Raw genomic sequence first — 20,526 nt, 5'->3', positions numbered from 1 at the left:
GGGGAAAAAGCCGGCGCAAGCCGGTTTTTTCGTTTCTGGAGCATGAGATATGCAGGGATCGCCCGAGCTCGAACCTCTGCGCACCCGTATCTACATCGATGGCTACAACTTCTACTACGGTTGCCTGAGGGGAACCGCATATAAATGGCTCGATTTATTGCCACTGTTTGAAAAACACGTCCTGCCATCTGTGCTGATCAAGGACAATGACAACCTCGTCAGACAACCATCACTGCTTGCCGCCCCCTCGATAAAATTCTTCACAGCCAAAATCATCGAATCCGTGGCACGAGCACAGGACTCAGTTTCGTCTCAAGCTCGCTATCACACGGCCTTGCGCAAGCTGTACGGCGAACGCATCGACTTGGTGGAAGGCTACTATGCGGTCAATAGGATGAAGGTGAAAGTTGTCGATTCTCGCCATCCGGATCGCGCCCCTCGTGAATGCGAAGAAATCCAGGCCTGGAAAATCGAGGAAAAGCAGAGCGATGTGAACCTGTCTCTGCACGCGTATCACGACGCGATTACCGGGGCGATTGATCATGCTGTGTTTGTCACAAACGACACCGATATCGCCCCGGCCCTCCAGATGATTCGTACACACACGACTGTCAGGGTGGGTGTCGTTATTCCCACGACCAACCACGAACGAATTCCTAATACCGAGCTAGCCGACACGGCTCATTGGGTGCGTACTCATATCACTCACGCGGAGCTCGCTGCCTGTCAGCTACCTCGAGTAATCCCCGGACGAAAGGCGACGGTAAAACCAGAGTCCTGGTATGCACGTCCCGATTTATTACAACAGGTCCTTGAATTGGTTATTCCCATTCGAGGGAATCGAGGTAAGGCGTTCAAATGGATGGAACAACCTAACATCCACCTGAATGGCTATCGTCCTATCGAGTTGGTAGAAACCGAGGCAGGAACCCAGCAGATATTGAGTTATATCCATGGCTGGATGGCTCATCAAGCCAAACTCCAGGACAGCATGTAGGCGCCAGCGGCATCAGAAGGACATTTGCCAAAGTGCCTGTTGCCGACGATTCCTTTCTCCGCCACACAGACTCAGCTACATTCGTCCGCTCCCCTCCAGCAAGCGAGTCGACATGGACATCACCGGCATTCCCTTCGGCACCACCGATTGGTCAACCATCGAACCCACCGAGCACAAGGGCATCACCGGAACCGCTTATTGGCGCACGCGGCAATTCGGGCATATTCGGGTACGGATGGTGGAATATACAGCCGGTTACCTGGCCGACCATTGGTGCACCAAGGGCCATATCCTGTTTTGCCTCAAGGGCGAGCTCAATACTGAACTCGAAGACGGTCGGCAATTTTTGCTCAAGGCCGGCATGAGCTACCAGGTCGCCGACCAGGCCGAACCTCATCGATCCTCCACTTCATCGGGGGCTACGCTCTTCATCGTGGATTGAGATTCGAAGCGTCCGCGTTGAAGCTGTAGGATAGGTGGCCTTATTTTCCAGCAAGGAACCGACCCATGGCATCGGTCAACAAACAGCAGAAACGAAACCAGCGCGCCAAGGTGAAAGCCAAGCAGAACCGGGTTAAGCGCGCCACTGCGCCGAATGACTTCCTCGACCCGAACGATGAGCGCATCGATCTGGAAACCGTGGACCTATCGGACCTGTTCCAACTGATGGGTGCCGCCGAAAAGATCAGCCAACAGGCCATGTGCACGGCCTTCCTGGGCCATCCACTGCTGGAGTTGGTGCTGGAGCAGGAAGGTGAGGAAGAAGCCACTGACTTCATCATTACCGCCCTGATCGAATATCGCCGCCTGACCACGGGTGTCGATGAGCAGACGGCGCTGGACTGGGTGGAGAGCAAGCAATTCCAGGCTGATTATGTCGCCGCATCCCAGGCTCTGGCGCAAGGTAAGGTCTGAGCAGCGAAGGGACTCGCGCTTGACTACAGGCTGTAGGGATAGCTCCTACGCACCAAGGCCAACGGACATAGGACGGCGTCATCCCCGTCCTGCATAAATCAGTTATTTTTCCCTCCAAGCAATCAGCCCCGTCCGGCATCATCGAGACGTCGCCTGGAGCATCCTTGCGGTCCGCCCCCCCTCAATGGCTGGACACTGCGATGACGCCACTGCTGCCCCAGGATGACCCACAGCTTGCCCCCTTGATCAACGAACTCGGCGAGCTGATTCGTCAGGCTCGCCAGAAGGTCCTGCGAGCCATCGATACGCTCCAGGTACAAACCTGCTGGCAGATCGGCCGGCACATCATCGAGTTCGAGCAGGGCGGCGCCGAGCGGGCGGCTTACGGCGCAAGGTTGCTACCGTCGCTGGCGAAGGTGCTGACGTCGCGGTTTGGGAAGGGATTTGATGCTTCAAATTTGCGCTACATGCGCCTCTTTTATCAGGCGTTTCCAATCTGTGACGCACTGCGTCACGAATTGAGCTGGACTCACTATCGAACGCTGCTACGCATAGAAGATGCGAATGCACGTCGGTGGTACATGAACGAAGCCGTCACTCAAAACTGGTCCACCCGCGCGTTGGAACGCCAGATCGGCACGCTCTATTACGAACGTCTCCTGGCAAGTCGCGACCGACCTGCGGTAGAGCAGGAAGCGGCCATCAATCTTGAGAAACTGGATTTCGGTCCCAGGGACATCGTCAGGGATCCGGTGGTCCTTGAGTTCCTTGGGCTACCCAATACCGGCATGCTGCTGGAAACCGATCTCGAACAGGCCTTGATCGACCAGCTACAAGGCTTCCTTCTGGAACTGGGAAAAGGCTTCGCCTTCGTCGCACGCCAACAGCGCATCAGCACCGAAAGCACAGACTTCTACATCGACCTGGTCTTCTACAACTACCTGCTCAAGTGCTTTGTGATCGTCGATCTCAAGCGCGGCGAGCTCAGCCACCAGGACATCGGCCAGATGGATATGTATGTGCGTCTCTACGATGACCTCAAGCGCGGCCCCGACGACAAACCTACCGTGGGCATCATTCTCTGCGCTCAAAAGGATGAGTCGGTGGTGCGTTATTCCGTGTTGCAGGGCAATGAACAGCTATTCGCCAGCCAGTATCAATTGGTGCTCCCCACCGAAGAAGAGCTGCGCAACGCGCTGGATCGCGAACAGGCACGCCTTGAGGAAGGGGCAATCGGGCGCAGCGACTTCAAGGAATAAAAAGCCGATACCCAATGGTCGCGCACTCAAAAAACCCATGTAAGCTTGATGCGCTTTTTTTCCAGCAACGCGCCACTCAATGAGCTCCATCCCGCATGTCACCGGCCTCTTCCCCCCCTTCCCTGATCCAGACATTGCGGACCGAAACCGCGGAACTGCACGTCGCCCTGGAAAAACGCCTGCCGTTTTTCTCGCCAGATTTGGACCTGGACCTATACCGGCGCTTGATGGCGGCCTACTACGGTTTTTATCAGCCCCTGGAGCAGCGGCTTCACAGGCTGGCGCTGATTCCAACCGGGCTGGACCAATCCTTGCGCATCAAACTCCCGGTATTGCGGGCCGATCTCGCGGCTCTGGGCCTGGATGACGCCGCTATCGAGGCACTACCCACCTGCCAGGCACTGCCACGAATAGACTCCCGAGCCGCCGCCCTCGGCGTTTCCTATGTGTTGGAAGGCGCAACCCTCGGCGGCCAGATCCTGCGGCGCAGGGTGGCCGAGCAGCTCGGTCTTGATGCGTCCAGTGGCGCGGCCTTTCTCAATGTGTATGGCGAACTCACCGGCCGACGCTGGAAGGATTTCCTCCAATACCTGGACGACAGGAACCTTGGCGAGGCCCGGACGCTCGAAGTCACACGCGCCGCCAAGGCGACGTTCACTCATTTTGAACACTGGCTGGACAGCCAAAAGGTACTGTTATGACCCCGGAAAACCAGGAAGCCTTCGAAGAACTGCTGGCCAATTGCGCAGACGAACCGATTCGCTTCCCCGGGGCCATTCAGCCTCATGGTGTGTTGTTGATGCTGTCCGAGCCCGATTTCGTGATCCGTCAGGTCAGCGCCAACGTGTTGCAGTTGATGGCGCACGATCCCCACAGGCTGTTGGGCCAGACCCTCGACGCACTGTTGGGGCTGGAACAGGCCGAGGCGATCCTCGTCGCCTGTCGCGCCGCCCCGGATAGCGACAACGTGCCCGTGGCCATTGTCGTGAACCAGCAGCGCTTTGATGCCCTGGTGCATCGCCATCAGGGGGCCCTGATCGTCGAACTGGAACAGCACCTGAGCGACTATCGCCCCGAAGGCGTCAGCGGCGAGGCCAACCTGGGCCGCATGCTGCAACGCCTGCAAAGTGCAAAAACCCTCCAGGCCCTGTACGAAATCAGCGTGCGGGAAATCCAGGCCATGACCGGTTACGACCGGGTGCTGATCTATCGCTTCGAGGAAGAAGGCCACGGCCAGGTGATCGCCGAGGCCAGCGCACCTTCAATGGAACTCTACAAAGGGCTGTTTTTCCCAGCGTCGGATATTCCCGAACAGGCCCGTGAGCTGTATCGCACCAACTGGCTGCGTATCATTCCCAACGCCGACTACGCACCGGTACCGCTGGTCCCGGAGCTGCGGCCCGATACCCTGGCGCCCCTGGACCTGAGCTTTGCCACATTGCGCAGCGTCTCGCCGATCCACCGTCAGTACATGAAAAACATGGGCGTGCTGTCGTCCATGAGCATCTCGTTGATGGAAGGCGAGCGCTTGTGGGGGCTGATCAGTTGCGGCAATCGCCAGCCATTGCTGGTGCCCCATGAAATGCGCATGGCCTGCCAGACTATCGGCCAGGTGCTGTCGCTGCAGATCAGCGCCATGCAGGCCCTGGAACTCACCCGGCAACGGGACGCCAAGTTGGAAGACCTCAAGGTCCTCGCCACTGCCATGGCCGAGTCCAGCGACAATGTCTTCGATGGCTTGTCCCACGAGCCGCAACGCCTCATGGACCTGACAGGGGCCAGCGGTGTGGCGATTTTCGAGAACAACAAGCTGCATCGCCACGGCCAATGCCCAGAACCTGAGCAAATCCGCGAGCTGCACAAATGGATTCTGGAAACCGGCCAACCGGTGTTCGCCCACCACAACCTGGGCAGCGTCTTCGCACCTGCCAAGGCTTATCAGGATGTGGCGAGCGGCGTGTTGGCGATCCACCTGCCCAAACCGGTGGAAAACGGCGTGCTGTGGTTCCGTCCCGAAGTGAAGCAAACCCTCCAATGGAGCGGCGACCCGCAAAAACCCCTGGCCGTGGAAAACAGCGAGACCGGCCTGCGCCTGCGGCCCCGGACATCTTTCGAGATCTGGAAAGTCGAAATGGCCGGCATCAGCACCCAATGGACCCATGGCGATCTGTTCGCCGCCAACGACCTGCGGCGCTCGGCCCTGGAAAACGACCTGGCCCGCCAGGTGCAAAAGGAACGCCAGGCCGTGCAAGCCCGCGATGAGCTGGTGGCCGTGGTGTCCCATGACCTGCGCAGCCCGATGACGGTCATTTCCATGCTCTGCGGCATGATGCAAAAGGCCTTCAGCTCCGACGGCTCCCACAGTTCCAAACGAATCTCTTCCGCCATCGATACCATGCAGCAGGCCACCAGCCGCATGAACGCGCTGCTGGAAGACCTGCTCGACACCTCGCGCATCGATGCCGGGCGCTACACCATCAATCCCCAGCCGATGAATGTCAGCCAGATCTTCGAAGACGCCTGTTCGCTGCTGACACCGCTGGCCACCGCCAAGGCCATCGACATTTCCTTCCATGCCGAACCCAACCTGCGGATCAACGCCGACCCCGAGCGGCTGTTCCAGGTACTGTCCAACTTGATCGGCAATGCCATCAAGTTCACGCCGCAACAGGGCTCGGTGGGGATCAGTGCGATGTCCGTCGGTAACGAGATCGTGTTCAGTGTCCGCGACACCGGTGAAGGCATTGCGCCAGAGCAATTGCCTCATGTTTTCGAGCGCTACTGGACGACCAAGGAAGGCAACCCGAACGGCACCGGGCTGGGGCTGTACATTTCCAAGGGGATTGTCCAGGCCCATGGCGGTAAACTGCACGCCGAAAGCCGGCCAGGCCAGGGCAGCGAATTCCGCTTTACCGTGCCGAAAATCGACTGAGCCGGGCACCGTCCCCTAACGAATTGGAAACCGAAGCCCAATGGCCTCATTGAACAAACAGCAAAAACGCGCCAAGCGCGCCAAAGACAAAGCCAAGCAAATCCGCATGACCGGGCGCAAATCGATCCCGATGTATGGCGACCCGGCCCACGCCACCGCCCAGCCTCCGGTCTACGTGCTGGAATTGTTCGCCAAGTTGCGCGACGCCGAGGCCGTCAGCCGCAGTGAAATGCTTGATACGCTGCTGGCAAATGTTAGCGAAATGATCATCGAACGCCCGGGTCTGCTCGACCTGAAAAACGCCGAAAACGAAAGCATGGCGGCGACCAACCTGGCCGCCGACATGTTGGTGGACTACCGCATGTGGGTCGATGAGATGGACCGCGAGACCGCCCAGCGCTGGCTTAGCACACCGGAGTTCATCAAGGACTTCAGCGAGGCGCTGGACCGCTATCGCCAAGTCCTGGAAAAAGAATCCGCCGCCGAATAAGCCGGCCGGCTATTCGTCACTGTTCCAATGGAACACCAGTTTGCGCGCGGCCCCGCTGCCTACCTCAGCCGTGTCGCGCCGCGCTTCACCATTGCGCGTCGCCACCACGTTGTACTTGCCCGGTGGCAGTTGCACATAAACCAGCGGCCCTGCATCGCTGAGGGTCAGCACTATTTCTCCCGATACCTTTTGCACGGTCACGTCCACGTCCGGGACGTATTTGTTTTCCGGGCCGATCGCAAAGGTCATGTGCAAGTTGTAACCCTGGGCCTGCTCGATGGCCCGGGCTTCGTCCTCGCCGATGCCGCCGGACAGGTAAGTGATGCCGTTCTGCTGCATGGGTTGGACTTGGACGCCTGTGTTGTCTACAGGAGCGAGGTCGGTGGCGTTGAGCATGACGGGAAAAAGCAGCGCGCCTAGCACGACGAGGCAAAATAGCGACTTCATGACAACAACTCCTGATATGGGACGCCTCTTCGTTTGATCGATTTATGAACACCGACGTTCAGACCGATTGGAAGTTGAGGCGAATGCCAATCGGAATAGGCACGCTCATCCGGTTAACCCTTCCAACCCCCGCCCAAAGCTGGCACCATCGCGCCTTTTTTTACGCGACTCCCCGGGGCTTTCACCGGTAAACAAGGTTAAAACGGCCGTTCGGTTGTTGATGGCGCGACAGTCTGCTGTGCCGATGCGACAACCTGCCGCACATCACCGGTTTACCGCCCGTCGCGCTGTTGGCGGCCATTCGGACGCATGCTAGCTTGGCCGCCTCGCCAAGGAAGGCTGCCAACAGCAAGGGAGCACATACCATGAGGACCGCACATGGCCCAGGCCACGCCCGCGCTTGAAATCCGCAATTTGCACAAACGCTACGGACAGCTGGAGGTGCTCAAAGGCGTCTCGCTGACCGCCCGCGACGGCGATGTGATCTCGATCCTCGGATCCTCCGGGTCCGGCAAGTCCACATTCCTGCGCTGCATTAACTTGCTGGAAAACCCCAACCAGGGCCAGATCCTGGTGGCTGGCGAAGAGCTCAAGCTAAAGGCCGCGAAAAACGGTGAACTGGTGGCCGCCGATGGCAAACAGATCAATCGCCTGCGCAGCGAGATCGGTTTTGTCTTCCAGAACTTCAACCTTTGGCCGCACATGAGCGTGCTCGATAACATCATCGAAGCCCCGCGCCGGGTGCTTGGCCAGAGCAAGGCCGAAGCCGTCGAAGTGGCCGAAGCGCTGCTGGCCAAGGTCGGTATCGCCGACAAACGCCACGCCTACCCGGCCGAGCTGTCCGGCGGCCAGCAGCAACGCGCCGCCATCGCCCGCACCCTGGCGATGCAGCCCAAGGTGATTCTGTTCGACGAACCCACCTCCGCCCTTGACCCGGAAATGGTCCAGGAAGTACTTAGTGTGATCCGCGCCCTGGCCGAAGAAGGACGCACCATGCTGCTGGTCACCCATGAAATGGGCTTCGCCCGTCAGGTTTCCAGCGAAATCGTGTTTCTTCATCAAGGCCTGGTCGAGGAGCAAGGATCGCCACAGCAGGTCTTCGAGAACCCGCTTTCGGCGCGCTGCAAACAATTCATGTCCAGCAACCGCTAACGGAGCAGTACACATGCAGACCTACAAGAAATTCCTCCTGGCCGCAGCGGCCAGCCTGGTCTTTTCGGCCAGCGCCATGGCGGCCGAAAAGCTGAAGATGGGCATCGAAGCGGCCTATCCGCCGTTCAACAACAAGGACGCCAGCGGCCAGGTCGTGGGGTTCGATAAAGACATCGGCGACGCCCTCTGCGCCAAGATGAAAGTCGAGTGCGAAGTGGTCACTTCCGACTGGGACGGAATCATCCCGGCCCTGAACGCCAAGAAGTTCGACTTCCTGGTCTCGTCGCTGTCGATCACTGAAGAACGCAAGCAGGCCGTGGACTTCACCGACCCGTATTACTCCAACAAACTGCAATTCATCGCGCCAAAAAATGTCGACTTCAAAACCGATAAAGCCTCACTCAACGGCAAGGTCATCGGGGCACAACGCTCCACCCTCGCCGGCACCTGGCTGGAAGATGAAATGGGCAGCGACATCACCACCAAGCTTTACGACACCCAGGATAACGCCTACCTGGACCTGACCTCCGGCCGCGTCGACGCGATCCTGGCGGACAAATACGTGAACTACGACTGGCTGAAAACCGATGCTGGCCGTGCTTACGAATTCAAGGGCGACCCGGTGGTGGAAAGCGACAAGATCGGTATCGCCGTGCGCAAGGGTGATCCGCTGCGCGACAAGCTGAACGCTGCCCTGAAAGAAATCGTGGCCGACGGCACCTATAAAAAGATCAACGACAAGTACTTCCCGTTCAATATCTATTGATATTGACGTGCCTGGCCGGCGCAGCTCTCTGGCAGCGCCGGCCCTTAGCAAAGCCTGCCGCGATATGAATTCCTACCCATGATGATCGATCTCTACGGATTCGGCCCGGCGCTTGCCGCCGGCGCGCTGATGACCGTCAAGTTGGCGCTCACGGCCCTCTGCCTGGGGCTGGTACTCGGCCTGCTCGGCGCCCTGGCCAAGACCTCGCCGCACAAGCCGCTGCAATGGCTGGGCGGCACCTATTCGACACTGGTTCGCGGCATCCCGGAATTACTCTGGGTACTGCTGATCTATTTCGGCACCGTCAACCTGATGCGTGCCCTGGGTGAGTATTTCGGCAACCCCGACCTCGCCCTCGATGCCTTCGCCGCCGGGGTCATTGCCCTGGGCCTGTGCTTTGGCGCCTACGCCACCGAAGTGTTTCGCGGCGCGATCCTGGCGATCCCCAAGGGCCACCGCGAGGCCGGCGTCGCCCTCGGCCTGTCGAAGTGGCGGATCTTCACCCGGTTGATCATGCCGCAAATGTGGCGCATCGCCCTGCCTGGCCTGGGCAACCTGTTCATGATCCTGATGAAGGACACCGCGCTGGTCTCGGTGATCGGCCTGGAAGAAATCATGCGCCATGCGCAAATCGGCGTGACCGTATCCAAGCAACCGTTCACCTTCTATATGGTCGCCGCCTTCATGTACCTGGGCCTGACGGTGCTCGCCATGATCGGCATGCACCTGCTGGAACGACGCGCCGCCCGTGGATTTACCAGGAGCACCCAATGAACTGGGACATCATCATCAAGTGGCTGCCGAAGCTGGCCCAAGGCGCCACACTGACCCTGGAACTGGTGGCCATCGCCGTGATCGCCGGACTGCTGCTGGCGATTCCACTGGGCATCGCCCGCTCTTCGCGCCTGTGGCAGGTGCGGGCATTGCCCTACGCCTACATCTTCTTTTTCCGTGGCACGCCGCTGTTGGTCCAGCTGTTCCTGGTCTACTACGGCCTGGCGCAATTCGATGCCGTGCGCAGCAGTGCGCTGTGGCCGTACCTGCGGGATCCGTTCTGGTGCGCCACGGCCACCATGACCCTGCACACGGCCGCCTACATCGCGGAGATCCTGCGCGGCGCGATCCAGGCCATCCCCCGTGGCGAGATCGAAGCCGCGCGGGCCCTGGGCATGTCTCGGCCCAAGGCGCTGTTCTACATCATGCTGCCTCGCGCCGCGCGCATCGGCCTGCCGGCCTACAGCAACGAAGTGATCCTGATGCTCAAGGCCAGCGCCCTGGCGAGCACCGTGACCCTGCTGGAACTCACCGGCATGGCCCGCACCATCATTGCCCGGACCTATATGCCGGTGGAGATCTTCTTCGCGGCGGGCATGTTCTACCTGCTGATGTCCTTCGTCCTGGTTCAAGGTTTCAAGCAACTGGAACGCTGGTTGCGTGTCGATGCCTGCCAAGGACGCTGATAGCGGCGTTCTGACGGGCGAGGCACTGCTCGCCCGCTTCACGGCGTTAGACGCTTTTCTTACGGCGCACCAGGCGCTGTGGAAACCACGCCCATTCACCTATCTACATCTGCCTTGGGAAACGTCCTACCCGGAATTGGCCCAATGGCTACGCCAGCGATCGCTGGAAGCTGCGGAAAACGATCATCACCAGCCATGGTTGATGGAAGACGCGCCAGCGCCCTTCCCGGAACTGGCCGCTACCTCTCGCGCGTTGAGTGCTGTCGCAGCATTACCCGACAGCACGCTCGAAGCGCCAAGCCATCGCCTGAACGTCGACGTGCCCGGGCGCAAATGGCAACAGATCGAAGCCTTCGCCTGCCGCCTGCGCTTCACCACCCCGCCGACCCACTGGCTCGATTGGTGCGCCGGCAAAGGCCACCTCGGTCGGCGCCTGCTGCACGATGAGCAGCAACTGACCTGCCTGGAGTACGATCCTACGCTGGTCGCCAGCGGCCAATTGTTGAGCCAACGCCATCGCCTGCCCGCCACGCACCTGCAACAAGATGTGCTCGCGGCGGACGCGGCCCAGGTACTGCATCCGGAACATACCCCCGTGGCCCTGCACGCTTGCGGCGACCTGCATGTGCGCCTGATGCACCTGGCCAGCGCCGCGGGCTGTGCACAACTGGCTATCGCGCCATGCTGTTACAACCGCATCAGCAGCGAGCGCTATCAAGCACTGTCCGACGCAGCCAAAGTCTCTGCCCTACAGCTATCACTCGACGATCTCGGCCTGCCGCAAGCCGAAACCGTCACCGCTGGCGCGCGTGTAAGAAGACAGCGGGACCAATCCATGGCCTGGCGCCTGGGTTTCGACCTCCTGCAGCGGCAGATCAGAGGGTGCGACGACTACCTGCCCACCCCGTCATTGCCCAGCGCCTGGCTGGAAAAATCCTTCGCCCAGTACTGCACCGATCTGGCGGCCCTGAAAGACTTATCCACAGTCGGCACGCCTGATTGGGTCGCTCTGGAAGCAGCAGGTCACCAGCGCCTGGCCGAGGTGCGCAACCTGGAGTTGCTGCGAGGCCTTTTCCGACGGCCACTGGAGCTTTGGCTGGTGCTGGACCGAGCACTTTTCCTCTCGCAAAAGGGCTACGACGTTCGCCTCGGCACCTTCTGCGAAACCCCACTGACGCCGCGCAATCTGCTGTTGCTGGCAGAACGTTACTGAGACGAAACAGCCTGTGGATAACTCTGTTGATGAAATAAACTCGGATCCAAGAAATCCGTGATTTCCTGACCGAATCAGCATTGGTCATTTTTTGTTCACATGGATAAAAAACCATGAAAACAGGTATTTGCGACGAAACGCGAAAGCGGTCACAAAATCGCAAGATGCCCCGCACGCCATCCTGCCTGTTGTGCATAAGCGTCTAAGCAAAACGACATAACCGCCGAATTCAGTGCTGCCCCGCGCCAATAATTGCGTCCACCGCGCCCGTGCTATACAACAGCCCCACGTATCGTGATTGACACCATGCCGACACACTCAAGGACAGGCCGTGACGTTCATTTCCTACGCACAAAACTTCGAAGACATACGCCTGTGGCGCGCCCTTCAATCGGTGGAAAACGGCTTTTACCTCGACGTCGGCGCCAACCATCCGACAGATGATTCGGTCACCCGCGCGTTTTACGACCGCGGCTGGCGCGGCATCAACATCGAACCGGTGCCAGCCTACCACGACGCACTCTGCCAACAACGCCCGTACGACATCAACCTGCAATGCGTGGCCGGCGAAAACGCCGACAGCCTGACTTTCTACACCATCGCCGACACAGGCTTATCCACAGTAGAAACCAGCGTCGCCCAACAACACCGCGACGCCGGCATGGACGTGCGCACCCAGACAGTCCAATCCCGCACCCTGGCCTCCATCTGCGAGCAATACGCCCAGGACCGCGCCATCCACTTCCTGAAAATTGACGTCGAAGGCCATGAAGAAACCGTGCTGCGCGGCATGGACTTCAGCCGCTGGCGCCCTTGGATCATCCTCATCGAAACCCCGTGGGCCCGCGACCAGACCTGGGAAAACCTGATAACCGACGCCGGCTATAAATCCATCCTGTTCGACGGCATCAACACCTACTACCTCGCCGAAGAACACCTGGCCCTCAAACCCGCCTTCGACATCCCCCCGTGCAACCTCGACGGCTTCCAGCTCTGCAAAGGCCACAAATTCAGCCACCCCATCGACGATGCAGACCTACAGCTCAGCGCCGCACTGCAACGGGCGGAACAGGCCGAAGCCCAACTCCACGCCATGCAAAACAGCCGCGCGTGGCGAGCCTTGCAGAAAGTACGCGCCCTGCTGCGCCGCGCTTGAGCATGGGTCGTGCAAAAATAGTCAGAATTCAGGGGTTTACAGAACGCGCCCAATCGCTATAATCGTCGCCCACACGCCGGTATAGCTCAGTTGGTAGAGCAACTGACTTGTAATCAGTAGGTCCCGGGTTCGACTCCTGGTGCCGGCACCACATTAGGCTCCATTGCATTCCACCGAATACTCTGGAAGCCCCGAAAACCCGCCCTTTGGCGGGTTTTTTCGTTCCAGGACCCTCCGTCGGGATCCAACAAAATCCCCCTTCCCCGAGGGTATGTTAGGGGTACTGCGATTTCCCGGTCAGGAGCGCGTACCCCTATGCCACGTCTAGCGATCCCCCTCAGCGACCTGCAATGCCGCACGGCCAAAACCCGCGAACACGCCTACAAACTGTTCGACGGCGGCGGCATGTACCTTTTCGTCAAACCCAATGGCGTGAAGACCTGGCGCTTGAAATACACCAAGCCCAGTGGCAAGGAAGGTACGCTCATCATCGGCAATTACCCCATCGTTACCCTTTCCGTCGCACGACGTAAGCGCGATGAAGCCAAGGCGTTGTTGCTCGACAACCTCGACCCAATGGAAGAAAAGAAGAAGGCCAAGATCGTAGCCCAGCGGGCGGCACTGCTTTTCGAAACCGTTGCTCTGGAGTGGCACGCCGACATGTCCCGTCGCTGGACCGAAGGCCACGCAAAAACCGTAATGAGCCGACTGCGCACCCACGTCTTCCCGCTGATCGGCCAACGCCCCATCGCCGAACTCGATACCCACGACCTGCTAGAGATCACCCAGCGCATCAAGGAACGCGGCACCATGGATGTGGCGTTAAGGGTACAGAACTACTTATCCACCATCATGCGCGGGGCCAAAAGGGCTCGGCAGATCACCATGAATCCTGCACTGGATCTGGCAGGCTCGATTCACGCGCCGCGCACAATCCATCGCCCGGCCCTCTCCCTCAACCGTCTACCCGAGCTTCTACACCGTATCGACAACTACAACGGCCGCGAGCTGACGCGCCTCGCCGTCCTGTTGACGCTGCATGTATTTGTCCGCTCCAGCGAACTGCGCTTCGCGCGATGGAGTGAGTTCGACTTCCAACGCGCCATGTGGGAAATCCCCGATACCCGCGCACCGATTGAAGGGGTACGCAACTCCACACGCGGGACCAAAATGAACGGCGACATTCAAATGGTTCCGCTCTCGCCGCAGGTCATCGAAATACTGGAGCGCCTGCGCAGCCTCAGTCGTTTTTCAGAGTTAGTGCTACCGGGAGACCACAAGTACTGGAAGCCCATGTCCGAGAACACGGTGAACACCATGCTCCGCAACGTCGGCTATGACACCAGCAAGGACGTGTGCGGCCACGGCTTCAGGACCATGGCCTGTAGCGCCCTGCTGGAGTCCGGGTTATGGACCGACGCAGCCATCGAACGGCAAATGAGTCACAAGGAACGCAACCGCGTGCGCGCCGCTTATATCCACAAGGCCGAATTCCTCGAACAGCGTCGGCTGATCATGGCGTGGTGGAGCAACTACATCGACGCCAACCGCCATGGGCATGTGACGCCCCACGAATTCGCTCACCCGGTCGGCGACAACATTACAGCCCTACAAAATAGCCGTGGCGCATCCAAACGTGGGTAAGCCAAAGAGATCACCGCAGTCCGCCCTTCCACGCGGGTCCATCCAAGCGGGGCTGCAAAGCCGCCCTGCTTGGATGGACCTCATTTAAAAAATCTAAAGCCCACGCAAACTGTCTGTGGAAAACCACTGATTTCCACTGGTGGATAATTTCATCCACAGCCGCAGAACTCCCGGAAATTCGAGCCTTGACCCGAATTATCCACAGGCGTAGAAAAGATCTGGCAAAGCGCTGTCGTTGACAGCGACCCAGGTAGCCAGGACCTTTAAGGCTACGCCACACCGTGGTGGTTCTCCCCAAGTGCGTTTAGCGTCCGGCAGCACGCACGGTCACTACCCATGTGATGGATGCCACTTCTACTCATGGCCCTCGTGCGCCAGATGCCCCTTTACTTCGCTGCCCTGCAGCAACCTATCCGCTTGGCCATTTCATTGCGCCAACCTGCGCCCGTCTCTTTCTTCCGGAAAGAGACGGGCGCTACTACCACTGCTGCAGCCCAACTCGTACAAGGCTTTGCGGCATTCCCCCTCGTGACAATCGGCGTGACAAACACCGAAGTTACCAGCAACAGCGATGCCGATGATGGTGCCGCAGCCCACGGAATGGACTGCACCTGACTGACAGTCAGGTATGCCCCGGTCGTCGCCTCACTGCCTTCACCCGACTCAGGATCTCGCGGCGCTGGTCTCGTCAGCCAGTGCAGCCTCCACCCGCCCACTTCTGCGGAAGTGCTCAGGAGGCCAGATTATGAGATGCCTAAGCTCCCGGTCGTAAAGAGCCGCCAGTCCCGCGTTAGTGGACAACCCTCACAGGTCGCAGGGGCCTTGATCCCTGATAACACTCAGCATTCTTGGCGGGATGACGTGGGGAAGGTTTCGAAGGTTTGGCTTCGAGAGGAATATGGTCATGGGATTAGTAGCTAGACGAGATGGGCGCAATTTTGGCTATGGCCGGCAACTGAGCTTTGCAGGACCGCAGGCACTGAAAGACCTGTTTGGCGGCGGGCATTACGGCACGGTCAAGGCGCACAGTGATCGGTGGCAAGCGTTTGTACGCTGGTGTCGGTCGGAGGAAGGGCCGGGGTTTAACGATGCGCGGCAAATTAATTGGCAGACCTTGCTGGACTACGCCGGACATCTGCGTCAGCAAGTTGACCAAGGTGAGCTCGCCATCGCCACCGCGCTAAACCGGTTGTCCAGCGTCAACCGGACCATGGCCGCGCTTCGCGGTGATCAGTATGTGAAAGTGCCGAGTCCGAGCAAGGCGCTGGGAATGCGGCGCACCAGCGTTCGTTGCTCGGTGCCACAAGGCCAAGACCGCGAACACGTGAAGCGGATCGTAGAGGTACTTTGCAAACATCAGCAGCCGCGCACCGCGGCCATCGCTAAGTTAACGCGAGCCACTGGCATGCGTCTGCGCGAAGCGATTCTGGCCGACCTACCGCGACTCAAGCGTGAAGCCGAACACTACGACAAGATCAACATCCAGGACGGCACCAAAGGCGGCCGATCCGGTGCGTCAGCACCTCGCTGGATTACGGTAGATGACCATATTCGAGAAGCTCTGAGGTTTGCCGAACAGGTTTCGCCCGATGGTGGCCGCAACCTGCTGGCACCGAACGAAAGCTACCTCGATTTCTTGCAGGGGATCGTCCGCCCCGCCCGAGATATCCTCCATACGCACAACTTCAAAGGCTTCCACGAACTGCGCGCGGCTTATGCGTGCGAACGCTATGAGCAAATCACCCGCCATCCCGCCCCCATCAACGGAGGCCATTGCTATCAACTCGACCGACGCCTAGATCAGGATGCCCGAGTACAAATCAGCTATGAGCTGGGGCATGGCCGTATCGACGTGGTGTCGGCTTACATTGGTGGTCGAGCATGAGCAAGCCATTCGATATGGAGCTGTTCCTGTCAGGCGTCCTGACCGGGTCGCATACCACCCGCCAACGCCACCTACGTCAGGCGAAGGCTATCCAAACAGCAATCGCTGAGCGCTGGCAACGCGACAATCCATGGACTTGGCAAAGAAAACACCTGGCGTGGTTTTTGAATCACCACCTAAACCAGCACGCTGAATCGACGCGGTATTACTATTTGCTGACCATGCAATTACTCACTCATCGCTTAGGAAAACCCTTTCAGTTCAACCGCTAAACGAATGTCAGAAGACGGCCGAGGCTGTGTAAAAACGTTTTAGCGCAGGATTGAGGTTCAGAACCAGAACGGAAATCGCGTTCCTACGCAAATTTCAGGTCTGCTGATTAACCAAGGACTGCCAGATTTTACGTAGCGACGCAGACTTTAAAACGGTGCCTGCTTATTTACACAGCCTGGGCCAGAAGCGGACGTCCAGGAACGACTGCTTCCGGTCGATTCTGTTGAAAAAGTCGGCCATGGTTTGCGCAGCAGAAAAGTATGCGTCCGAGATTTAAATCTTTGCTTTCGGCAGAGGCTTCCGGACGCAGACTTTACGTAGCAGCGTGCAAAAAAGGCGATTTAACCAGTGAATGACCAGACTGTTTGGGCGAACCGACTTTTCAACAGAATCGGCCAAAAGCGGTCATCGAGTGACTACAAAAGCAGAGGCGATCCAGCATGGCCGGGGATGTCTACCGGAGCGGGGGTAGTCACTTCTTTCATGACGGACTGCAAAGAATCATGTACGGCGTATGGAGATGCCCTTGACGACAATACTCACCCATTGCGCCCACAACTGCTCCATTCCGTTTTGACTTATAGGAGTTGCATCCGCCCGCCAAGACAAGCTCAGGATGCCATTTGCAGCTGCCCATAACGAGGTGGCAGCCAGGCATGGGTCTATCGTGGGGTCAATGGTGCCGTCAGCTATGCCATCGCGTAAGGCTGCTTCCATCTTGCTGTTCTGGTGCCTTATCAAATCGCTCATTCGCGCGACCGCTTCAGGCTCATTGGGGGGATCTGCGAGCAGGCGGAACTCATTTGGCCGCTCACAAGCGAAGCGAAAATAACCCTGTGCAACGATCCAAAGTCGCTCCATGGGCGTCCCGGCAGCCGCATAAGCTGCGTCCATGTAAACCTTGTTTTCCTCAAAGGCCCGTTCAGCAACAGCCATAAGCAAAGCTGATCGCCCGCCAATCCTGTTGTAGATGGTCTGCACCGCAATATCTGCCCGTTCAGCTACGGCCTCGAGAGTAAAAGCGGCCGCTCCGCCCTCCAAAAGCAAGGCTTCGGCATTCTGGATTATCGCTAGCCGCGTGGCTTCAGCCTTGCGCTGGGTGCGAGTGGGAGCGGGAGCGGGAGTAGAGGGCGTGGAATTTGTCATGGCGCGAGTATACACGACGATTGGTTGTTGTATGTTCATCCAAAAGTGGAATAGCATCAAAAAAATAACAAAGGTACCCGCCATGTTCCAACGTCTCGATGTCTCTTTTCCATCCGGCGACGCAAGGTGCGCCGCTTGGCTGTACCTGCCAGAACAACCTAAGCCACATCCCGTCATCGTGATGGCTCACGGCCTGGGTGGCGTACGAGAAATGCGCCTAGAAGCGTTTGCCGAGCGCTTCTGTGAGGCCGGATACGCATGCCTGGTGTTCGACTACCGCAACTTTGGTGCAAGCCAAGGCGAACCTAGGCAACTGCTGGACATCAAGCGTCAGCAGGAGGATTGGCGATCAGCCGTTGCCTATGCTCGAACCCATGACGATTTGGATGCCGCAAAGGTAGTCCTATGGGGCACTTCGTTTAGCGGCGGGCACGTGATCTACACCGCAGCGGCTGATGCAAAGATCGCAGCTGTGATGGCCCAGTGCCCTTTTACTGATGGGTTGGCGTCATTACTAAAGGTCGACCTGTTCACTTCGCTCAAATTGACCGCATGGGGTGTCGCCGACGTGGCTTGCTCTCTAATTGGTGCCGGGCCTGTAACCGCCAAATTAGCTGGGCCAAAGTGGTCTGCGGCGCTTATGACCGCACCGGATGCGGAGTCTGGGTATCTTGGATTGGTACCCGCTAAATACCCTTTCAAGAATTACGTAGCGGCTCGATTTGCGCTGGCTATCGGGCTCTATAGGCCGGGGAAAAAGACCCCGAAGCTTCTTTGCCCAATTTTATTTTGCATCTGCGAAACAGATAGCGTCGCACCTACAGGCCCCACATTGCGCCATGCCAAAAGGGCTCCTGACGCTGAAATTCATATGTGCAAGGAAGGACATTTCGACATCTATGTCGGGGAGGCCTTCGAGCATGTCATCCAGAAGCAAATTTCCTTTCTAAAGCGTCGCGTCTCACGCGGAGCCGCACGCTTCCACGCTGCATGACTTAGCGCCATCGCTGTCTGCCCAACAATAACAATATCGAGATATGAACATGTTTCATTTGCAGGATAAGGTCGTATTAATTACTGGCGCGGGCGGAGGCATTGGTGCCGCAACCGCTCGAGCAATGCATGCCGTCGGCGCGAAGGTTGTACTGCTGGACGTAACAGAAAACGCTATCCAAGAGCTTGCAACGGAGCTTGGCCCACGAACTCTAGCGATATTCGCGAGCGTCACCTCCCGCGAAGATTTGGATCGAGCGGTTGCGAGGGCTGTAGAGACCTTTGGTGGAATCGACGTCGTGTTCGCTAATGCGGGTATCGCCTGTGATCCGCCCACGACCATCAGAAATATGGACGAGGCGACATTCGAACGAGTCGTTGAGGTCGACCTATTGGGTGTTTGGCGGACGGTGCGTGCGTGTCTGCCCCAGATTTGCGCCCGCAATGGTCATGTCCTAGTCACGTCATCCGTATATGCGTTCGTCAATGGGGTGGTGAATGCGCCCTACGCCATGTCCAAAGCTGGTGTAGAGATGTTCGGCCGCTCTCTTCGGGCTGAACTTGCAGGGACAGGTGCTACTGCAGGTGTTCTTTACCCAGGTTGGGTATCGACAGCGATCGCCAAGAGCGCTTTTGGGGGGAATGCAGAAGCCACTGAGCTTGTGAAGCTGGCGTACCCAAGTGTGTTGAGAGCGCCTATTCAGCCAGCGAGAATCGCGGAGGCAGTCGTCAAGGGGGTTCAGACTCGTTCTGCCCGAATTAACTGTCCGCGCCGGTGGATCCCCATTTCTATTCTTCGAGGGATCTTTAATCTGCTCACGGATTTGACTTTGGACCGTGATAAAAGAATTCATGCGCTGATTCGCAAGATGGAAAAATAACTGCCCTGTGCAGATAAACTGATTTATTACTCTCAGTGCCAAGCTCAGAGGGCAGTCAGCAAGTTTGCTCCGCTTAAGCGGCTTACACATGGACATTAAGATGAACAATAAACCTACTATATTCATCACAGGCGCGGGCAAAGGAATTGGTGCCGAAACGGCCTTGTTTTTTGCTAAGCAGGGATACCGAGTCGCAGCGACAGACATCAGTGAGACAGACCTTGTCATGCTGAAAAAGAAACTTGGTGGAAGTCATTTCTATCGTCGTCTAGATGTTACTCAATCTGATGAGTTTGCCGCCGTGTTAAGTGAGTTTGCGTCCGAGAGCGGCGGTGCCATTGATGTGCTGTTCAACAACGCAGGCATAGCCTTCATCGATGATTTTGAGAAAGTGACTCTTGAGAAACACCTCTCGGTCACCGATGTCAATGCTAAGGGGATACAGATTGGTGCCTTCCATGCGCTCCCGTACCTTAAGGAAAGCGCGGAGCCGGCGATGATTAACATGTGTTCCCTCAGTTCTGAATATGGCGTACCAAGCGAGGCATCATATTCAGCCAGCAAGTTTTGGGTAAAAGGATTTACTGAGGCCTTAAACATCGAGTGGGATCGATACGGGATTTATGTATGTGACGTGATGCCAAATTTTGTGGCTACGCCAATGATGGATGCGGCACATGGAAATATCGTCGACTCGGTAGGTATTCATCTAAAAGCCAGCGATGTTACTGCAACAGTATGGAAAGCCGTGCAGAACCGAAGGGGCGTTCATTGGGAAGTTGATACCTGGCGTCCTCGACTGATGCGTGCCGTGACTAAATTTCTGCCACAGCGCACGCGCAGAGCCATTATTAAGAATCTGTCGGGCTATTAGTTAAATACCTTCTAGTCTCCATCAACTTGGTATCCGTTACGGA

Annotated in this window: 21 protein-coding genes and 1 tRNA gene; 20 read left to right on the top strand and 2 right to left on the bottom strand. The window is 57.9% G+C overall.

Translation table 11 applies throughout. From position 1 onward, the window contains the following. The first annotated feature begins 49 nt into the window (after positions 1-49). The 7 genes from ACIPQ1_RS21975 (at position 50) to ACIPQ1_RS21945 (ending at position 6,593) form a co-directional block, all read left to right on the top strand. Entirely contained in the window at positions 50-997 is a 948-nt protein-coding gene (locus tag ACIPQ1_RS21975) for an antitoxin Xre/MbcA/ParS toxin-binding domain-containing protein (RefSeq protein ID WP_411386231.1), read from the top strand. 112 nt (positions 998-1,109) lie between these two features. Further along, complete coding sequence (locus tag ACIPQ1_RS21970) at positions 1,110-1,439, top strand: DHCW motif cupin fold protein (protein ID WP_186707254.1); 330 nt, start codon at positions 1,110-1,112, stop codon at positions 1,437-1,439. 65 nt (positions 1,440-1,504) lie between these two features. Continuing rightward, positions 1,505-1,912, top strand: a complete 408-nt coding sequence (locus ACIPQ1_RS21965; RefSeq protein ID WP_250961883.1) for a hypothetical protein — start codon at positions 1,505-1,507, stop codon at positions 1,910-1,912. Positions 1,913-2,112: 200 nt separating this feature from the next. Further along, positions 2,113-3,171 carry a PDDEXK nuclease domain-containing protein gene (locus ACIPQ1_RS21960; RefSeq protein ID WP_411386230.1) on the top strand — a complete coding sequence of 353 codons (1,059 nt, stop codon included), beginning with the start codon at positions 2,113-2,115 and terminating at the stop codon, positions 3,169-3,171. 95 nt (positions 3,172-3,266) lie between these two features. Next, entirely contained in the window at positions 3,267-3,872 is a 606-nt protein-coding gene (locus ACIPQ1_RS21955; RefSeq protein ID WP_250961881.1) for a biliverdin-producing heme oxygenase, read from the top strand. Then, complete coding sequence (locus ACIPQ1_RS21950) at positions 3,869-6,103, top strand: ATP-binding protein (RefSeq protein ID WP_411386229.1); 2,235 nt, start codon at positions 3,869-3,871, stop codon at positions 6,101-6,103. Before ACIPQ1_RS21955 ends, ACIPQ1_RS21950 begins: the two co-directional genes overlap by 4 nt. A 40-nt stretch (positions 6,104-6,143) precedes the next feature. Continuing rightward, on the top strand, positions 6,144-6,593 hold the full coding sequence (locus ACIPQ1_RS21945; RefSeq protein ID WP_186707258.1) for a hypothetical protein: 450 nt from the start codon (positions 6,144-6,146) through the stop codon (positions 6,591-6,593). Between the two features lie 9 nt (positions 6,594-6,602). Here ACIPQ1_RS21945 and ACIPQ1_RS21940 read toward each other — a convergent pair whose 3' ends face one another. After that, positions 6,603-7,040: a carboxypeptidase regulatory-like domain-containing protein gene (locus tag ACIPQ1_RS21940; RefSeq protein WP_446534770.1), complete on the bottom strand. Its 438-nt coding sequence runs from the start codon at positions 7,038-7,040 to the stop codon at positions 6,603-6,605. 378 nt (positions 7,041-7,418) lie between these two features. Here ACIPQ1_RS21940 and ACIPQ1_RS21935 point away from each other — a divergent pair, with 378 nt between their 5' ends. From ACIPQ1_RS21935 to ACIPQ1_RS21890, 10 genes are all read left to right on the top strand, one after another. Further along, entirely contained in the window at positions 7,419-8,192 is a 774-nt protein-coding gene (locus ACIPQ1_RS21935; protein ID WP_079301527.1) for an ABC transporter ATP-binding protein, read from the top strand. A gap of 13 nt (positions 8,193-8,205) precedes the next feature. After that, the gene (locus tag ACIPQ1_RS21930) at positions 8,206-8,958 is read left to right on the top strand and encodes an ABC transporter substrate-binding protein (protein ID WP_014336085.1); all 753 of its coding nucleotides are present in this window, start codon (positions 8,206-8,208) and stop codon (positions 8,956-8,958) included. Positions 8,959-9,036: 78 nt separating this feature from the next. Next, positions 9,037-9,732: an ABC transporter permease gene (locus ACIPQ1_RS21925; RefSeq protein ID WP_250961876.1), complete on the top strand. Its 696-nt coding sequence runs from the start codon at positions 9,037-9,039 to the stop codon at positions 9,730-9,732. Further along, positions 9,729-10,418 carry an ABC transporter permease gene (locus ACIPQ1_RS21920; protein ID WP_250961875.1) on the top strand — a complete coding sequence of 230 codons (690 nt, stop codon included), beginning with the start codon at positions 9,729-9,731 and terminating at the stop codon, positions 10,416-10,418. The genes ACIPQ1_RS21925 and ACIPQ1_RS21920 overlap by 4 nt, the downstream gene beginning before the upstream one ends. Then, positions 10,399-11,631 (top strand): methyltransferase, encoded by a 1,233-nt coding sequence (locus ACIPQ1_RS21915; RefSeq protein ID WP_446534778.1) that lies wholly within the window; start codon positions 10,399-10,401, stop codon positions 11,629-11,631. The genes ACIPQ1_RS21920 and ACIPQ1_RS21915 overlap by 20 nt, the downstream gene beginning before the upstream one ends. A gap of 331 nt (positions 11,632-11,962) precedes the next feature. Further along, complete coding sequence (locus ACIPQ1_RS21910; RefSeq protein WP_446534769.1) at positions 11,963-12,787, top strand: FkbM family methyltransferase; 825 nt, start codon at positions 11,963-11,965, stop codon at positions 12,785-12,787. Between the two features lie 75 nt (positions 12,788-12,862). Next, a tRNA-Thr gene (locus ACIPQ1_RS21905) sits at positions 12,863-12,938 on the top strand. A gap of 164 nt (positions 12,939-13,102) precedes the next feature. After that, complete coding sequence (locus ACIPQ1_RS21900) at positions 13,103-14,431, top strand: tyrosine-type recombinase/integrase (protein ID WP_108216166.1); 1,329 nt, start codon at positions 13,103-13,105, stop codon at positions 14,429-14,431. 904 nt (positions 14,432-15,335) lie between these two features. Beyond that, positions 15,336-16,316 carry an integrase domain-containing protein gene (locus tag ACIPQ1_RS21895; protein WP_108216164.1) on the top strand — a complete coding sequence of 327 codons (981 nt, stop codon included), beginning with the start codon at positions 15,336-15,338 and terminating at the stop codon, positions 16,314-16,316. Continuing rightward, positions 16,313-16,588 (top strand): hypothetical protein, encoded by a 276-nt coding sequence (locus ACIPQ1_RS21890; protein ID WP_108216163.1) that lies wholly within the window; start codon positions 16,313-16,315, stop codon positions 16,586-16,588. The genes ACIPQ1_RS21895 and ACIPQ1_RS21890 overlap by 4 nt, the downstream gene beginning before the upstream one ends. A gap of 502 nt (positions 16,589-17,090) precedes the next feature. On the opposite strand, the gene ACIPQ1_RS21885 is transcribed toward ACIPQ1_RS21890, so the two are convergent. After that, positions 17,091-17,819: a TetR/AcrR family transcriptional regulator gene (locus ACIPQ1_RS21885; protein WP_154861231.1), complete on the bottom strand. Its 729-nt coding sequence runs from the start codon at positions 17,817-17,819 to the stop codon at positions 17,091-17,093. Between ACIPQ1_RS21885 and ACIPQ1_RS21880 the strand changes: the two genes are divergently transcribed. The 3 genes from ACIPQ1_RS21880 to ACIPQ1_RS21870 all read left to right on the top strand — a co-directional run bounded on the left by ACIPQ1_RS21880 (position 17,818) and on the right by ACIPQ1_RS21870 (position 20,483). Beyond that, positions 17,818-18,729 carry an alpha/beta hydrolase gene (locus tag ACIPQ1_RS21880; RefSeq protein WP_108216161.1) on the top strand — a complete coding sequence of 304 codons (912 nt, stop codon included), beginning with the start codon at positions 17,818-17,820 and terminating at the stop codon, positions 18,727-18,729. The genes ACIPQ1_RS21885 and ACIPQ1_RS21880 overlap by 2 nt on opposite strands. A 43-nt stretch (positions 18,730-18,772) precedes the next feature. Further along, positions 18,773-19,609, top strand: a complete 837-nt coding sequence (locus ACIPQ1_RS21875) for a short-chain dehydrogenase/reductase (RefSeq protein ID WP_230138893.1) — start codon at positions 18,773-18,775, stop codon at positions 19,607-19,609. 100 nt (positions 19,610-19,709) lie between these two features. Further along, complete coding sequence (locus tag ACIPQ1_RS21870; RefSeq protein WP_108216483.1) at positions 19,710-20,483, top strand: SDR family oxidoreductase; 774 nt, start codon at positions 19,710-19,712, stop codon at positions 20,481-20,483. Positions 20,484-20,526 lie beyond the last annotated feature (43 nt).

Source organism: Pseudomonas sp. LARHCG127, from assembly GCF_052871455.1.
This window is presented reverse-complemented; position numbering and strand designations above follow the sequence as displayed.

Bases quoted from the DNA above. Each gene is read 5' to 3' on its own strand.
- ACIPQ1_RS21975 (WP_411386231.1), top strand. From the start codon at position 50: ATGCAGGGATCGCCCGAGCTCGAACCTCTGCGCACCCGTATCTACATC.
- ACIPQ1_RS21970 (WP_186707254.1), top strand. From the start codon at position 1,110: ATGGACATCACCGGCATTCCCTTCGGCACCACCGATTGGTCAACCATC.
- ACIPQ1_RS21965 (WP_250961883.1), top strand. From the start codon at position 1,505: ATGGCATCGGTCAACAAACAGCAGAAACGAAACCAGCGCGCCAAGGTG.
- ACIPQ1_RS21960 (WP_411386230.1), top strand. From the start codon at position 2,113: ATGACGCCACTGCTGCCCCAGGATGACCCACAGCTTGCCCCCTTGATC.
- ACIPQ1_RS21955 (WP_250961881.1), top strand. From the start codon at position 3,267: ATGTCACCGGCCTCTTCCCCCCCTTCCCTGATCCAGACATTGCGGACC.
- ACIPQ1_RS21950 (WP_411386229.1), top strand. From the start codon at position 3,869: ATGACCCCGGAAAACCAGGAAGCCTTCGAAGAACTGCTGGCCAATTGC.
- ACIPQ1_RS21945 (WP_186707258.1), top strand. From the start codon at position 6,144: ATGGCCTCATTGAACAAACAGCAAAAACGCGCCAAGCGCGCCAAAGAC.
- ACIPQ1_RS21940 (WP_446534770.1), bottom strand. From the start codon at position 7,040: ATGAAGTCGCTATTTTGCCTCGTCGTGCTAGGCGCGCTGCTTTTTCCC.
- ACIPQ1_RS21935 (WP_079301527.1), top strand. From the start codon at position 7,419: ATGGCCCAGGCCACGCCCGCGCTTGAAATCCGCAATTTGCACAAACGC.
- ACIPQ1_RS21930 (WP_014336085.1), top strand. From the start codon at position 8,206: ATGCAGACCTACAAGAAATTCCTCCTGGCCGCAGCGGCCAGCCTGGTC.
- ACIPQ1_RS21925 (WP_250961876.1), top strand. From the start codon at position 9,037: ATGATGATCGATCTCTACGGATTCGGCCCGGCGCTTGCCGCCGGCGCG.
- ACIPQ1_RS21920 (WP_250961875.1), top strand. From the start codon at position 9,729: ATGAACTGGGACATCATCATCAAGTGGCTGCCGAAGCTGGCCCAAGGC.
- ACIPQ1_RS21915 (WP_446534778.1), top strand. From the start codon at position 10,399: ATGCCTGCCAAGGACGCTGATAGCGGCGTTCTGACGGGCGAGGCACTG.
- ACIPQ1_RS21900 (WP_108216166.1), top strand. From the start codon at position 13,103: ATGCCACGTCTAGCGATCCCCCTCAGCGACCTGCAATGCCGCACGGCC.
- ACIPQ1_RS21895 (WP_108216164.1), top strand. From the start codon at position 15,336: ATGGGATTAGTAGCTAGACGAGATGGGCGCAATTTTGGCTATGGCCGG.
- ACIPQ1_RS21890 (WP_108216163.1), top strand. From the start codon at position 16,313: ATGAGCAAGCCATTCGATATGGAGCTGTTCCTGTCAGGCGTCCTGACC.
- ACIPQ1_RS21880 (WP_108216161.1), top strand. From the start codon at position 17,818: ATGTTCCAACGTCTCGATGTCTCTTTTCCATCCGGCGACGCAAGGTGC.
- ACIPQ1_RS21885 (WP_154861231.1), bottom strand. From the start codon at position 17,819: ATGGCGGGTACCTTTGTTATTTTTTTGATGCTATTCCACTTTTGGATG.
- ACIPQ1_RS21875 (WP_230138893.1), top strand. From the start codon at position 18,773: ATGAACATGTTTCATTTGCAGGATAAGGTCGTATTAATTACTGGCGCG.
- ACIPQ1_RS21870 (WP_108216483.1), top strand. From the start codon at position 19,710: ATGAACAATAAACCTACTATATTCATCACAGGCGCGGGCAAAGGAATT.